A 12,633-nucleotide genomic window follows, 5' to 3' on the forward strand; every position below is an offset into this window, starting at 1 on the left:
TCAGAGTCGTTTAAGGATGACGCGCAGCGACGCGGTCAATCGGGGCAGTTCCGCGCGCACTGACTGCTGCAGGTCGAAGCGCTTTTTCAAGGTGACTTTGGAGACCAGGACCGCGATGGGTATGGCTTCGCCGCGGGTCAGTCGACGAACGCCTCTTCGCTCACGCTCGGCGCGCCGAAATCGAGATAAAACCCGTGACGACTCTGGCGTGCTGTGCGCCATCAGAATCAGTTTGCCATGACGCTTAACGAAGGCGGTGAGATTGGCCCGTCGTAAGTCGTCCACCAGACGCGCGAAGGCCTTGCGTCCGATGCGTTGATGCGCGGGCAGCAAAGGGATCAACATGCGTCCCCGTATCACCTTGCCGCGCTCATGAACGCCCAGCCAGGGAATCTTGGACCCCACCCACAAGGCGGGCAATTGGTTTGATTTGGCGTCATACACTTTGGCGCGCACGGAACGCAGCAGCGCCGGCGACGTGCGTGAGAAACCGCGACGCATGTCATCACGCACCCGCGTCACCATATCCCGGCCGGAAGCGCGCATGACTTTGCCCACCGCCGAATGCACCGCCTGGCGTTTTTCTTTGCGCCAGGCGTTAAATCGTCGTCGATCCAACAGGCCATCCGCGACCAGATCAATCCGCAAGGCGCAACGCCTCTCGCAAACGACTCACATCCTCAGGGCCGCCTTGGGCCGCGATATTCAACACCGTCAATTGCGCCAGCATCCGTTCGTTTTCATAACGCTGGTCCGCAATAAGAAAAGTCTGGATTTGGGCGGGGGTATAGGTGAGCAGATCCGGGTAGCGGTGGCCCGCGCGAATCAAACGGGCGATGGCGTCGCTCCAGGTAATCGGGCGGCCAGTCGCTGCGCCAGCTGGTCGAATCCCGGCGCCACCCTTTGCATGAAAAAATCGGCGTTCGCCTCGAACAACGCGGTCGCTAATTTCAAGGCGTCATCCAGCGCCAACGCCTCCACCCAGGGTAACGGTTGCCGACTCGCCACCGCCAAGGCCGTCAGGAGCGAGTCGGCGTGGTCGCAGAACAACGCCAACCAGTCCGGCTCGCCGCCCAGTTGGGCGATAAAAGGCCGCACGGCCCGAATCAATGCGGGCAATTCGCCCAAGGTTAACGGCGAAAGCGTAAGCGTCTCTTCCGCGATATCCAGGGTGTGTGCAGGCGGCGCCAGCACGTCCCATTCCGATGTGTCCACGCGTCCTCCTACAACAGTACAATACGGCCGAACTGACCCAGGTCGCCCTGCGCCGACTTCAGCGTGTCCGCCAAGACTTGGCCGGAAAGTTCGAATTTCATCAGCTCGTCGGTAATGATCGACAACTCTTTGGCGGGATTGATCGCCACCCGGTACAGATCGATGACGACCTCGCGATTGCCGTCGGCGGTGTTCAGTCCCTCAAAGCGAATCCAGCGCTCGGGCAGCGGCTGGGTGAACATGGCGGTGCTCTGCGCCGTTCCGTAGCTGTAATCCACCTTGAAGGGCTCGACAAAGGGGCCATTCTCGGATTTATCGAGCACCGTCAGGGAGCCATGTTTGGCGTTCACGCGGTATTGCGCCTGCGCCAGGGTTTTAACTGGCGAACCGGAGTCTTTGATCACCACTTCGGACAGATTCTGCTTCGCCAGCAGGTATAGCTCGCCCGGGTTCAGCGGATTCGGCAGCGCCTCTGCGGTCACTGTACCGGCGGTTTGTTCCGTGGAGACGCCATAAAGACCTAGCGCCAGGTTGGACGGAATCAACTCCTCCAATGTGCAGGCGAATTCGCCTTTCTTGGTTTTGATCAACTGCAGATCCGTCAATCGTTGTCCGCTGACGGATTCCTGATGTTCAAGAGTTTCCACCGACAGCGACACTTTCAGCTCAGGAACGTTGCCCACGTAGCTGAGTCCCAGAGGGTGGCCGAGGGGATCGCGCGCGCCGATATAGACGCGCCCCTGGCCGGAGAAATACGACATGTTTAATTTCCTTTTGGGTGGGGAATGCGATCTTTGGCCTGGGCCGTTTTCGTCGATGTGATGGCTTCAGCCACGCCAAGCTCGATCAGCCAACGGGCGGCGGCCGCATCGACCTCGATACAGTCGCCGGGGCCATAGGCGACGCCGGCATGGATGTGAGGACATAAGAGCTTTAACGTCACAATACGCTTCCGTCTCGGGTTAAATCATGGATATGCGTGCGATACCGCACCTCATAGCGCAGTGGCAGTGCGACAGCCCCGGCATCGGCGTCTTCCGCATCCCACTCCGCGTCGATTTCCAGTAATGCGTAAGCCAGTCCGCCCACATTCGCGTCGCGCATCAGCGCCGTATGGGCTGCCACCGCCAGTCGATCCGCTTGTTCAAACGCATCCCGACCGCGGGTGATCGCCACCAGACGAATACTCAATGCGCGTTCCACCCGGTCATTGACGCGGGCGAGGACGACGTCCGACTCCGTCATCAATAGCAGGGCCGGACTTGCTTCCCGATTGATCGGCGCCGTGGGATAACGCCAGACCGGGACCGGGGTCAGCGCCTTCTTGAGCGTGTCCAGGCATGTGCGTTGAATGCGTTCACGAATGGAGTTCACCTGTACGGCTCCAACCGGGTCAGATCCGCCCGTCGTTCAGCGCCATCGCCCACGGCCCGAATATCACGCACCTGATACCAAACGCCTGCGACGCAGATTTCGTCATCGATAGCCAAGGTGGGAAGCGCCGAGGCTGGGTAGCGAATGGCGTAGTCGGCGGACAGCGCCAGTCCCTCGAGCACAGGCTCATCCGGCGCCCGGAACTCCACTGACGCCGAGACCCCGTCAAACTCTGCGCGAACCAACAGGCCTGCTCGATCAGCGGCGTCATACAAGGCTTCCAGGCGTGTGATCATGCGGTTAAGCGCACCAGGACGCCTGGACGTCGACACATCGGCAACGGATTGGACTGGGTATGCAAATCCGTGCCGCGGCCAAACTTGCGCGGCTCCTGTTTCGCATACAGCGGTTTACCGATGGTATTGACGGTTTCATTGAAGTCCGCCGGCGCGCAATGTGTGGCGAAGGTGTCGATCGTGCCTACCGGAAACGCATGCGCTTCGCCGGGCGCGATAAAGCGTCGCGCGGCGCCATCGATATCGTTGGCCTGGCCGCGATACTCTTCGAAGACGATGCCACCGAAGGTGAATCCGGAGCGCACGTCGTTAATCAATATCGCGCCGTCCTGCCAACGCTCGTAGGCTTTCTCCACCTTGGCGTGGCCCGTCAGCGCCGCGAAAAACTCCGGCGAACATAAGCAATGCACCCCAGTCATGAACTCGCCGCGAAGGTTGTCCTCAATGTGAGCCAACACTTTGATGCAGCGATCCTTAACCGCCGTTCCGGCGTTACCCAGATTAAAAGGGATAGTGGTCGGGGCGATATCGAACTCGTCGTAAAGGTCGTACAGCACCGATCCGTCGGCGTCCAGAATGACGCCTTTTAAGGCGCCCATCCGCAGGTGCTCCAGCGTGATGGCGTGCTTGTTGCGCATGGTTTGCAGGTTGCGCGCCATGATGCCCGCGATGGTCTCCATATCGGTTTCAGATCCGAAGGCGCGCACGCCTTGCACTTCATCCGGCAGCACGACGTCGTCATGGGGGATGTGCGGTATCACGAAAGAACGCAGCGAACGCTTGCCGCGACGTCCCACGGTGCCGGGCGAGCCCGGCGGCAGGGTCGGCAGCAGGTTCAGCACGCCGTTCATTTCTTCCACGATAATCTGGCGCGTGCGAACCGGCTGCATCGGCATGAGCTTCATCGATTCCAGGCGCCCATATCGGTTGGGCAGAATATTGATGGCCGCCGTCAACGCGGCCATGGAAAAGGCGGGGGTATCAAATGGATTCAGCATGAACTTTTTTCTCTGGAGGGGCGTCAGGCGCTCGCGCGCACCAGCAGGCCGCGCGCTTTCAGTTGCGCTATCGCAGCGGCTTTTTGTTCGGGGGTAATGTCGGAAGGCCAGATCAGCGCATCACTTGCGACCACCGCGTGACGGGCGATAAAAAGCGCGTCATGTCGCTCCGCGCTGGTGGCGTCGATGCTTACGGCCAGAACGCCGACGGCCGTATCGCCGCCCTCGGCCGCTGGCGTCAGCGCTTTCAGTCGTCCCTCCGCATCCAGGGAAACAACCGCTCCCAGCGCCAGCTTTTGTCCGACCGCTACGCTGGCCACATCGCGGGAATAGAGATTGGGGGCTTCGAATTTGAGCAGATCCCCTAGATTGTTGGCTTCGTGAATGGCGGGCATTGACTACGCTTCTCCCGCCAAACGTTTTACCGCGGCGACAACCGGGCTGTGTTCGGGGCGCTGCTGCGTTCCGGTTTCCGCTGTAATGCGCGAGGCGATTTCAGGCTGCTCCGCCCGCGCGCTCAGCAAGACCTGCCGGACCTGCGCCTCACTGCTGCCCGCGGCGAGAAACTCGGCGGTGCGTTGGGGAACGCCAGCAATCAAACAAAGCTCGGCAATGGCCTGCGCCTGGGCGTAAGGCGGCGCCTGCACCGGCGGCGAAGCCGGCTCGATAGACGCTTCCACGACAGGATCGTCAACGTGAGTGGGTAAGGTTTCTGGGGGGACTTCAGACACAATAAGCTCCTTGGACGAGCGGGGGTAAGCGTGCGCGTTGCGACGTTCACGAGGCGTGATCGCGCCTTGTCGCCGTAACGCATCGGAGAATTCAGAGAGGGTTTGATCAAAGCTTGAGACGGCGTCCGCCAGCCCTAACGACACGGCTTCTTCGCCAAAGAACAGACGCGCTTTCGTATTGCGCACGTTGTCCTCGCTCAGGTTGCGCATCTGGGCGACCTGGCTGACGAATATCCGGTACAGACGATCCACTTCCGCCTGGAGAGAACTGGCGGCTTCCGGCGATAACGGGGCATGGGGAGACAGATCGTTTTTATGCTCGCCGGCGTACAGCGCCGTGTACGCTAATCCGTCGCGGGCGTCTTTCGCTGACTGGTCCACGTGCAGCGCGATCACGCCCACCGAGCCCACGCCTGCGGTCTGCGACAAGCTGAGCCGACCCGCGCTTGCGGCGATGGCGTAGGCGGCGGAGAAAGCGGAGTCATTGGCGTGCGCCCAGACCGGCTTGCGGGCATGCGCCGCGCGGATGCGTTCAGCCAGCTCAAAGACCCCGCCGGCTTCACCGCCCGGCGAATCAATGTCGAGTAAAATACCCGCCACCTGTGGGTCGGCCACGGCGGCATCCAGGCTTTGCGCGATCTGGCCATAGGAAGACAGGCCAGACGCGGCTTCAAGGCCCAGCGTGCGCCGCACCAGCGAACCATGCACGGGGATAACCGCAATGCCGGGCGCGCTGTCTTTGCGCGCTCGCGGCGCCGGCGGCGTGAGGCTCACGCCCGGGTTGGCCAGTCCTATGCGACCACCCACCACCGCCAGGATCACATCCAGTTTGCAGCGGGCGATCAGTAGCGGCGTCCCGATCAAGCGGGACGCTAAATGAATCATCGGCATATGTGTTTTAGTCTTCGGAGGAATCGGAAGGGGCGGCGTCGGTCGCTGCAGCGGCTGGCCTGGGATCGGAGTCGAACGTCAGACCGAGCTCGTCTGCGCGCGCGTTATCAGCGGCAATTTCTCTGTCGATGGTTTCCGCGTCATAACCAAACGCGGAGATGGCTTCAGAGCGGGACAGTAACCCGGCGCGAATGGCCACGATCAGCGCATCGAATTCTTTCTTGGGATCGACCCACTGCCATCCCTGGGGCACCCATTTGACGGCGAGATAGTCACGCCGACGGTTGGCGAAATCGGGCGCCTGCAAAGCGCCTTCCAGCACCGCTTGAGTCATCCATGCGCGCCAGATGGGGCGGCATAGCTGATGGACAATGACGCCGTGTTGAATCGCTTCGCAGCGACGTCGAAACTCCAGCAGGCCGGCGCGGATCGAGGAGTAATTTACCTGGGTCAAATCGCCAGTGAGCATCTCGTAGGTGATGCCCATCGCTGCGGCGACGGCGCGAAACTGTTGACGCATGAAGTCCGCATAGCTGGCGCCGACGTCCGCCGGTTGCGAGAACTTGATGTCCTCGCCAGGCTCGAGAATCTGCAACGCCCCGGGCTCCAGTCCCGCCAGCGCGGCTCCCTGTCCGTCCGGCGCGCCTTCGCCCATCAGGTTGTCCTCCGGGCCGATGCGCGTGATGAAACCGGCGAACATCGCCGCGGTTTTCTTGCGCACCAGTTCGGCGTCGTCGTATTGATCCAGCTCGTTGAGCTTGACCAGGGCGCGGGCCAGCCAGGGTTCGCCGCGGATCTGACCCGGTCGCAGCGGCCGGAACACATGTAGGATTTCGGTGGCGGGAACCCGCACTGTTTCCAAGTCCGTCGCGCCGGACGCTGGGGCGAGCAGACCGTCTCCTGGATGCGTGCGATACAGATGGTAGGCGACACGCCGCCCCAGGCGATCGAACTCAATGCCGGCGCGTACGGTATGGCCGTTGGGGAGGTCCTGATTCAGCGTCGGGTCCAGATGCTCCGGCTCCAGCACCTGCAGTTGCAGACCAACCGGCAGATCGTCTTCTGGACGGCGGTAACGTAGCCGCACCAAGCACTCGCCGCCCTCCAGCATGGCGCGACACACCAACGCCTGCAGGCCATAGAAATCCGTCAGTCCGGCGGCGTCGGCGTCTTCGCACCAGTCGCGCCACAGCTCATGAATGGCTTCCCGCAAACGGGGTTCTTTGACCAGGGACTGGGGTTTGACGCCGACACCGATGGCATTGGCGACGTAGGCTTCGACGCCCGCCGCGGCCCAGACATTGCGGCGGGCCAGATCCCGGCTTTTGGCGCGCAGCTCATTCTGGGTGAACGCCAACGCCGCCACCGCACCGGGATTGCCCACTTGCCAGGCGAGCGCCCGACGGCCGCCGCCGACCCCGTCATAGGTTGGCGCGGTCTGCCCGAACAGCCCTTTGCGCAGACGCGCGAACCAGGCCATCAGGCGCCTTTGCCCGTCGTCATATAAATCCGTCTTACCCGCGGCGTATGTGCGTGTCGGGAAATCTCCGCCTCCACAGTGCGTATCGCCGCCTGCAGCTCGGCCACCGAACGGTACTCCACCGTTTTGTCGCCGAAGCTCACCCGGCGCTCGCCGGTGGCCAACGCCCGCTTCAAAACATCAAGTTGCTCTTGGGTATACATGGGTCTCTTATCGTGTCAGCCACGCGCTCTGAATGCGGCGTCGACTTGGGGATCGGGATTTAGAAACGACAAGGCCGCCTTCGAGGGCGGCCTTGTCGTCATAACGCGCCATAGGAGGTTCTGGCGTATCTGGCGGACGCAGTGTTTTTTCGAGCTCCCGCCAATGCCGTTCTTCAAATCGATCCAACCCCGCCGCACAGGCTGCAGCGCGGGCGTATACATAGCAGTCCAACGCTTCATTGCGCTCACGCATCTTGCGCCATTCGCGCACCGGAAAACCGTTGCGGTCCCGGCGCGTCACCAGCTGCTCCGCACAGAGCTGCTGCAGGAATTCGGCGTCGACCCGGGGTAAGTGAATGTAGCCAGCCGGATAGACGGGAGTGACCCCATCTTCCGCCATGTCCGCGTGTTTGCGCAGGTTGTTGTATAACTCCAGTTTGGCGATGCCCACCGCCACTGAGAACAGTTTGACGCCCCGACGCAATTTGCGACCGCCCTGGGTGACATCCACCGCCGTGGGCGATCCGACCAACGCCGCGCCACGCGCTCGTCCTTTGACGGCCATGAGGCGTGGATCGCGACGGGCGCGCACGAACGCATAGGCTTCCTGTGTGGCGAAGCCGGTATCCAATGCGAATCGCGTCAGGGGGATTTGCGCGCCATCCTCATGGCTCCAGGTTTCATCAAGTAACGCCGCCAAACGTCCCCAGACGTCCTCGCGCGCGGTATCGCCCATCAGCACGCGATGCTCAACCAGCCACGCTGTCTTGCCGCGACCAAAGGCCCATATCGACGCTTCGATGCGATCCTGTTGTACGTCCGCGCCTCCCACCAGCAAGAGACCGCCGGCGGGCACGCAGCCGACTGGATAATCCTCACGCCGCTCCGCCAGCTGTTGCCAATCCGGCGTTTCGCCTTCCTCCACCCAGGTCTCGCCGAGCTCCGTATTTTTAAAGGTCTTGATCGCGGCGTTGGAGCCTGACTCTTTGTTGACGGCGCTCTCCCAGGCGTAGGCGATATCCGCCCAGGTGCGCCAGCCTATCGGACTGTACAGAGAAGATAAGTGAAAGCCTGCAGTCTTGGTTCCGCGCCCGGGCGCCATCGCTCGCCACTCGCCGCGCTCCAGCATCCAGGTTTTGTGATGCTCGGCGATGGGGACGGCGCACGCTTCGCACACGTAGGCGACGGTGTCGGGACGGCCACGCTCCCATCGTAGCTGCTCAAAGCGCAGCCACTGCGGGTGGCCGCAATGGGGACAAGGCACGACATATCGGCGTTGGTCGGACGCCTCGTATTCGCGCTCAATCGCGCTGGCTCCGGCGATGGTCGGGGTGGAGACAATGAATATCTTGCGCCGGGAGAAGGTGCGCGTGCGCGCTTCCGCCAGGGTGATGGCGTCGCCTTCGCCCTCCACATCCACCGGGTAGGCGTCCACCTCGTCCAGGAACAAATAACGCACTGGCATGGAGCGCAGCCCCACCGCGGAGTTGGCGCCGGTCATGACCAATACGCCGCCGCGATACTCCTTCGACAAGATGGTGTTGCCAGAGTCTCTTGATCTCGCGGGGGCGACCAATTCAGTCAGCGCCGGCGTCTCCTCCAGCAAGGGATCTATCCGCTGCTTGGAGCTCCGCTTCGCCATATCCACGGTGGGCCAGACCGCCATCATGGGACCGGGGGAATGATGTATGACGTAACCGATCCAGTTCGTGCCAGCCTCAGTGCCGCCGACCTGTGCGCCCTTCATAAACACGACCCGCTCAACTGGCGAGGTCGGAGAGAGACAATCCATGATCTCTCGCAGGTAGGGCGTGCGCTGGGTGCGCCAGCGCCCGGGTTCCGCGGAGGCTTTGCTGGACAGGACCCGGTGGTGATCGGCCCACTCCGACAGGGAGAGCAATCGCTCTGGGGTCAGTCCCTCACGCCACGCCCGTTCGATATCCGCCGCCCCGTCATAATCCGGGCCCGAAATCATCCATCCACTCGGGGACGCAGCTCGCCAAGTTCTTGCAAATGCTCGCGCACCGCCGATTCCAGCGCCACGTGGAAAGTGTGTGGGTCAACGCCAAGATGGGCCGCCATATGGGGGGACACTCGCGATGGCCAGTTCAGCCAGGCGTCGCGTTCGGTGCGCGCCAACTGAAACACATGGGCGATCGCCTGCGAGCGATCCACCAATTCGCCTTTTAGTCGCGCCAGGCGAACCTTGTTCGTCTGCGCCTTGACCACCTCATTGACGGTGCGCGCCTGTAGAAGAGAGGCATTCCCGTTACTAGAGATTTCTTCGGGCGTTCGCGCTTTGACGACGCCTCGGCGCGATCCGACCTTGGGCGATTCGGTATTGCGCTCCCACTCCCGATCCGCCCGTTCCTGGTCCAGCGTTCCGTCCTGCTCGGGGGTAATGCGTCCCGTCTGAATCGCCTTACGAACGGCGGTGTCGGAGACGCCTCGATGACGCGCATAGGCGCGAATGGAAATTCCCATGAGCTGTATCAATCACATCGAAAAAATAACGCTGAATCCACTTGGCTTCCTTCTCGAATGAAGCGTTCATGTCGGCGTCTTAACACACCCGCCAAGGAGCTTTTTATGAGTCACACATTGACGCCCACACAACACGCTGTTTTGTCCCACGCTATCGATCACCGCGAGGGTCGCGTCGACTGGTTTCCAAGCCACATCAAAGGCGGCGCGCGCAAGAAAGTGCTGATCGGCCTGATGCAGCGAAACCTGATCCACTCCGAGGGAGAAACATGGCATGTCGATGACGCCGCCTACGAGGCGCTGGGACGCGCTAAACCGAGTAGGGGAGGGGACAGCCTTGAAGCGATCCCGGACACCAACGAGGTTGAGCCACAGCGCCAGCCACCCCGCCTCCGCGCTAACAGTAAGCAGGCCCTTGTCATCCAGATGCTGAAGCGCCCGGAAGGGGCCACCATCGATCAGCTCAGCCAAGCCACCGGTTGGCAAAATCACACGGTGCGCGGAACCCTCTCTGGGGCGCTGAAAAAGAAGCTGGGACTCAACGTGATCTCAGAAAAATCCGCAGACGGCGAGCGCATTTATCGCATCGCAAAAACCGATCACCCATAACGCTCTAAATCACTTGCTAAGCCGGCGCTATGAAGCGTTCATAGCGCCACACGAACCACCCAAAAGGAGCGAAAAAATGGGAACCTGGAGCCAACCCAACACCGAAGAAAAAGCCGCCAAACTGGAACGCCTGATGGCCAAGCCGCTGCTGAAGAAAGACGCCAGCGACACGCTTTACCACCTCACCGGTGACGACGACCTTTTTGACTTTTTTGAAGAGTTTGAGGAGGACGCCGATGTCCGCCTCCTGGTGCGCTTTCACCTTGAGCGGGCGCTGGACAACCTGCACCTCTCCTACGTGACCTGGGACGAGGCGGCCATCGCCATCTGCAAACGCATCATCGACGCCTGATCCAAGCGTTTACCCGGCGGCTCAACACAGCCGCCTTACCCCAAAAAGGAGAAGCCCTAATGGAAACCATCCACCAACCACACACCGAAGAAAAAGCCCTGGCTCTGACGCGTCTGATGTCGGAACCGCTCCCCAAGCGCGACGCGATCACCAAGCTGCATGGGTTGCTGATAGATGAGCGTCTTGCCCGCTATCTGGGCAAACTTGAGGAAGACGAAGACGCCCGGTTATTGATTCGGTTTCATCTCCTCGGCCTGCTATCGGACGCTAGCCGCCTTATCGCCCCCTGGGAGGACATCGCCTTAAAGCTGTGTTGGCGGCTGATTGATCGCCCCTCCTGAACGCTTATAGCCGGCCTCTGTCGCCGGCTTTTTCGTTCGCCGCCCCTGACGCAAAAAACCTCGCTTATCCCTCCAGATTCAACTTGGCTTTCCGCTCACACGAAGCGTTACTAGGGGCGTCAACATTAACGACGCAACACAAGGAGAAAGACAGTGAAAACCATGACCCTCACCATCACCCGAACCCCTCGCACTCTCATCGTTGACGGCGCCAGCATTGAGGTGGAGGAGCTGGGCGTCCGTCTGCCCTTCGCCAGGAAGCCGGTCGATCTGAGCGAGGTCGGCGGTTACGGACAACACAGGATCTACGTTACCGAAACCCGGGAAATGACGACGATTGAGTTTGACGTGTTCACCAACCACCTCAGCGCACGTCGGGATTGGCTGCGAGGCAAAGGGGGTAGCGTTCATGGCGGTGAGCTTTGCATCGAAGTCACCGCCCCGGGCCGCCCCTACCTCTACATCAACCCCGATCATGGAGATTACCCTCGCTACGTCGCCAGACTTGGGTAGCGATTTATTCAAACGGAAGCCGAGGATTAACTTGGCTTCCCGCTCATATGAAGCGTTACTAGGGACGCAACAAACTGACCCAAAGGAAATCAAAGATGGAACGCTCAACACCCATACCCACCACCCAAAACGTCGCCTGGGGCTTCTTCGGAACGATGAATGAGGAGGCCAATGTCGCTTGGCCTCTGGCCATGACAGCCATTTCAAACGCAACAGGGCAACCGCTTGAATACATCCGCAGCTTTTTGGATAGCCGCTACGGAAGACGTTTTGCTGATGAGCTTCGGGGCAATCAACTAACAGGGCTTACCCTTGAGGCCGCCATTGAGGCAACCACCAAAAGCTGGATGAAGCGCACAATAGGACGAATCACCAGCGTACAGCGCGGCATCCCTTACGGGTTGCCTGAGCTGATTGGATATGTGGTTTATTGCGAGACTATTGATAGCTGATTGTTAACAGCCGCCCGGTTTCGAGGTCGGGCGGTATTTTCGAGTAGCGCAACCGCAACTCTCTTTTGAGTCTGCAACAGAATCCATAGCATAGCTATTTGGTGCCGCCAGCCATCCAAGGAGCTTATCAGTTGAATTGATGGGGGCGCCATGAACACCATCCTTCCATGGCGTAAGCCAAATTTTAAGAAACTCTATATCCGTTTCGCGCCGATTCTTATGCACGGTATACCCGCGGGGATACGGTGTAAGATGAATCAGATCTGTTGGGAGAAGTTGGCTGTTCGCGCCGAAATACCAAAATTTATTGCTTACCAGTACATTAATGCCGCGGACATCAGTCTCGTAGTTACCGCTATTGTGAATAGGATTTTCCTTTTGTTCCAGCTGTCCGCTTCTATTCAAGAAGTAGATATTATCCGGCACTGGAGACACTCCCGGTTTGCGGTTAGCAAATCTCTTGTCTTTCCAATACTCACCAAAAGTAAGAATCTCATTGACCTGCATAACATACACAACTTGGCTCGGCGCTCCGCTTCGAAGGCCAATAATCCAGTCACTTACTTCTGCTGTTTTCCTGATTGGTGGCTTACAAATAGCAAGTGTGCAATACCCATCAAAGGGGCGCGGCGCACTCCCATAATCCTCACGAACGACGTAGCGAAAGATGTTTGGCTTCATGTCTCACTCTCCC

20 protein-coding genes are annotated in these 12,633 nt (G+C 60.2%); 5 read left to right on the forward strand and 15 right to left on the reverse strand.

From position 1 onward, the window contains the following. From O5O45_RS31690 to O5O45_RS31755, 14 genes are read right to left on the reverse strand one after another with little or no spacing between them, the layout of a single operon-like run. On the reverse strand, positions 1-648 hold the full coding sequence (locus O5O45_RS31690) for a DUF6441 family protein (RefSeq protein WP_011399374.1): 648 nt from the start codon (positions 646-648) through the stop codon (positions 1-3). After that, complete coding sequence (locus tag O5O45_RS31695) at positions 638-829, reverse strand: hypothetical protein (RefSeq protein WP_305903233.1); 192 nt, start codon at positions 827-829, stop codon at positions 638-640. Before O5O45_RS31695 ends, O5O45_RS31690 begins: the two co-directional genes overlap by 11 nt. Beyond that, on the reverse strand, positions 826-1,215 hold the full coding sequence (locus O5O45_RS31700) for a DUF6631 family protein (protein WP_305903234.1): 390 nt from the start codon (positions 1,213-1,215) through the stop codon (positions 826-828). Before O5O45_RS31700 ends, O5O45_RS31695 begins: the two co-directional genes overlap by 4 nt. Positions 1,216-1,223: 8 nt before the next feature. Beyond that, positions 1,224-1,976 carry a phage tail tube protein gene (locus O5O45_RS31705; RefSeq protein ID WP_305903235.1) on the reverse strand — a complete coding sequence of 251 codons (753 nt, stop codon included), beginning with the start codon at positions 1,974-1,976 and terminating at the stop codon, positions 1,224-1,226. 2 nt (positions 1,977-1,978) lie between these two features. Continuing rightward, positions 1,979-2,158 (reverse strand): DUF7210 family protein, encoded by a 180-nt coding sequence (locus O5O45_RS31710; protein ID WP_305903236.1) that lies wholly within the window; start codon positions 2,156-2,158, stop codon positions 1,979-1,981. Further along, positions 2,155-2,589, reverse strand: a complete 435-nt coding sequence (locus O5O45_RS31715) for a hypothetical protein (protein WP_305903237.1) — start codon at positions 2,587-2,589, stop codon at positions 2,155-2,157. Before O5O45_RS31715 ends, O5O45_RS31710 begins: the two co-directional genes overlap by 4 nt. Beyond that, a complete protein-coding gene (locus tag O5O45_RS31720; RefSeq protein ID WP_305903238.1) occupies positions 2,586-2,885 on the reverse strand; it encodes a head-tail joining protein in 300 nt (99 codons plus the stop codon). Before O5O45_RS31720 ends, O5O45_RS31715 begins: the two co-directional genes overlap by 4 nt. Further along, entirely contained in the window at positions 2,882-3,883 is a 1,002-nt protein-coding gene (locus tag O5O45_RS31725; RefSeq protein ID WP_305903239.1) for a major capsid protein, read from the reverse strand. The genes O5O45_RS31720 and O5O45_RS31725 overlap by 4 nt, the downstream gene beginning before the upstream one ends. A 23-nt stretch (positions 3,884-3,906) precedes the next feature. Beyond that, a complete protein-coding gene (locus O5O45_RS31730) occupies positions 3,907-4,278 on the reverse strand; it encodes a head decoration protein (RefSeq protein ID WP_305903240.1) in 372 nt (123 codons plus the stop codon). A 3-nt stretch (positions 4,279-4,281) separates the two neighbouring features. Further along, positions 4,282-5,505: a S49 family peptidase gene (locus O5O45_RS31735; protein WP_305903241.1), complete on the reverse strand. Its 1,224-nt coding sequence runs from the start codon at positions 5,503-5,505 to the stop codon at positions 4,282-4,284. Positions 5,506-5,512: 7 nt separating this feature from the next. Beyond that, on the reverse strand, positions 5,513-6,985 hold the full coding sequence (locus O5O45_RS31740; RefSeq protein ID WP_305903242.1) for a phage portal protein: 1,473 nt from the start codon (positions 6,983-6,985) through the stop codon (positions 5,513-5,515). Beyond that, positions 6,985-7,188, reverse strand: a complete 204-nt coding sequence (locus O5O45_RS31745; protein WP_216740652.1) for a phage head-tail joining protein — start codon at positions 7,186-7,188, stop codon at positions 6,985-6,987. Before O5O45_RS31745 ends, O5O45_RS31740 begins: the two co-directional genes overlap by 1 nt. A gap of 7 nt (positions 7,189-7,195) precedes the next feature. Further along, positions 7,196-9,163 (reverse strand): phage terminase large subunit family protein, encoded by a 1,968-nt coding sequence (locus tag O5O45_RS31750; protein ID WP_305903243.1) that lies wholly within the window; start codon positions 9,161-9,163, stop codon positions 7,196-7,198. After that, the gene (locus O5O45_RS31755; protein WP_216740117.1) at positions 9,160-9,672 is read right to left on the reverse strand and encodes an elements of external origin; all 513 of its coding nucleotides are present in this window, start codon (positions 9,670-9,672) and stop codon (positions 9,160-9,162) included. Before O5O45_RS31755 ends, O5O45_RS31750 begins: the two co-directional genes overlap by 4 nt. A 105-nt stretch (positions 9,673-9,777) precedes the next feature. Here O5O45_RS31755 and O5O45_RS31760 point away from each other — a divergent pair, with 105 nt between their 5' ends. The 5 genes from O5O45_RS31760 to O5O45_RS31780 all read left to right on the forward strand — a co-directional run bounded on the left by O5O45_RS31760 (position 9,778) and on the right by O5O45_RS31780 (position 11,939). Further along, positions 9,778-10,281, forward strand: a complete 504-nt coding sequence (locus O5O45_RS31760) for a DUF3489 domain-containing protein (RefSeq protein ID WP_305903244.1) — start codon at positions 9,778-9,780, stop codon at positions 10,279-10,281. Between the two features lie 76 nt (positions 10,282-10,357). Further along, positions 10,358-10,633 carry a hypothetical protein gene (locus O5O45_RS31765; protein ID WP_305903245.1) on the forward strand — a complete coding sequence of 92 codons (276 nt, stop codon included), beginning with the start codon at positions 10,358-10,360 and terminating at the stop codon, positions 10,631-10,633. Positions 10,634-10,692: 59 nt separating this feature from the next. Continuing rightward, a complete protein-coding gene (locus tag O5O45_RS31770; RefSeq protein WP_305903246.1) occupies positions 10,693-10,974 on the forward strand; it encodes a hypothetical protein in 282 nt (93 codons plus the stop codon). A 162-nt stretch (positions 10,975-11,136) separates the two neighbouring features. Then, positions 11,137-11,487: a hypothetical protein gene (locus O5O45_RS31775; RefSeq protein ID WP_305906264.1), complete on the forward strand. Its 351-nt coding sequence runs from the start codon at positions 11,137-11,139 to the stop codon at positions 11,485-11,487. A 95-nt stretch (positions 11,488-11,582) separates the two neighbouring features. Then, entirely contained in the window at positions 11,583-11,939 is a 357-nt protein-coding gene (locus O5O45_RS31780; RefSeq protein WP_305903247.1) for a hypothetical protein, read from the forward strand. A 3-nt stretch (positions 11,940-11,942) separates the two neighbouring features. On the opposite strand, the gene O5O45_RS31785 is transcribed toward O5O45_RS31780, so the two are convergent. Continuing rightward, positions 11,943-12,620, reverse strand: coding sequence for an Nmad2 family putative nucleotide modification protein (locus tag O5O45_RS31785; RefSeq protein WP_305903248.1), 678 nt, complete (start codon positions 12,618-12,620; stop codon positions 11,943-11,945). Between the last annotated feature and the right edge of the window lie 13 nt (positions 12,621-12,633).

Origin of the sequence: Hahella sp. HNIBRBA332 (genome assembly GCF_030719035.1) — a bacterium.
In the GTDB taxonomy this organism is placed as follows: Bacteria; Pseudomonadota; Gammaproteobacteria; order Pseudomonadales; family Oleiphilaceae; genus Hahella.

Coding starts and splice junctions, on each gene's coding strand:
- O5O45_RS31720 (WP_305903238.1), bottom strand. CDS start 2,885: ATGATCACACGCCTGGAAGCCTTGTATGACGCCGCTGATCGAGCAGGC.
- O5O45_RS31745 (WP_216740652.1), bottom strand. CDS start 7,188: ATGTATACCCAAGAGCAACTTGATGTTTTGAAGCGGGCGTTGGCCACC.
- O5O45_RS31785 (WP_305903248.1), bottom strand. CDS start 12,620: ATGAAGCCAAACATCTTTCGCTACGTCGTTCGTGAGGATTATGGGAGT.
- O5O45_RS31740 (WP_305903242.1), bottom strand. CDS start 6,985: ATGGCCTGGTTCGCGCGTCTGCGCAAAGGGCTGTTCGGGCAGACCGCG.
- O5O45_RS31765 (WP_305903245.1), top strand. CDS start 10,358: ATGGGAACCTGGAGCCAACCCAACACCGAAGAAAAAGCCGCCAAACTG.
- O5O45_RS31755 (WP_216740117.1), bottom strand. CDS start 9,672: ATGGGAATTTCCATTCGCGCCTATGCGCGTCATCGAGGCGTCTCCGAC.
- O5O45_RS31750 (WP_305903243.1), bottom strand. CDS start 9,163: ATGATTTCGGGCCCGGATTATGACGGGGCGGCGGATATCGAACGGGCG.
- O5O45_RS31770 (WP_305903246.1), top strand. CDS start 10,693: ATGGAAACCATCCACCAACCACACACCGAAGAAAAAGCCCTGGCTCTG.
- O5O45_RS31775 (WP_305906264.1), top strand. CDS start 11,137: ATGACCCTCACCATCACCCGAACCCCTCGCACTCTCATCGTTGACGGC.
- O5O45_RS31780 (WP_305903247.1), top strand. CDS start 11,583: ATGGAACGCTCAACACCCATACCCACCACCCAAAACGTCGCCTGGGGC.
- O5O45_RS31760 (WP_305903244.1), top strand. CDS start 9,778: ATGAGTCACACATTGACGCCCACACAACACGCTGTTTTGTCCCACGCT.
- O5O45_RS31730 (WP_305903240.1), bottom strand. CDS start 4,278: ATGCCCGCCATTCACGAAGCCAACAATCTAGGGGATCTGCTCAAATTC.
- O5O45_RS31725 (WP_305903239.1), bottom strand. CDS start 3,883: ATGCTGAATCCATTTGATACCCCCGCCTTTTCCATGGCCGCGTTGACG.
- O5O45_RS31705 (WP_305903235.1), bottom strand. CDS start 1,976: ATGTCGTATTTCTCCGGCCAGGGGCGCGTCTATATCGGCGCGCGCGAT.
- O5O45_RS31735 (WP_305903241.1), bottom strand. CDS start 5,505: ATGCCGATGATTCATTTAGCGTCCCGCTTGATCGGGACGCCGCTACTG.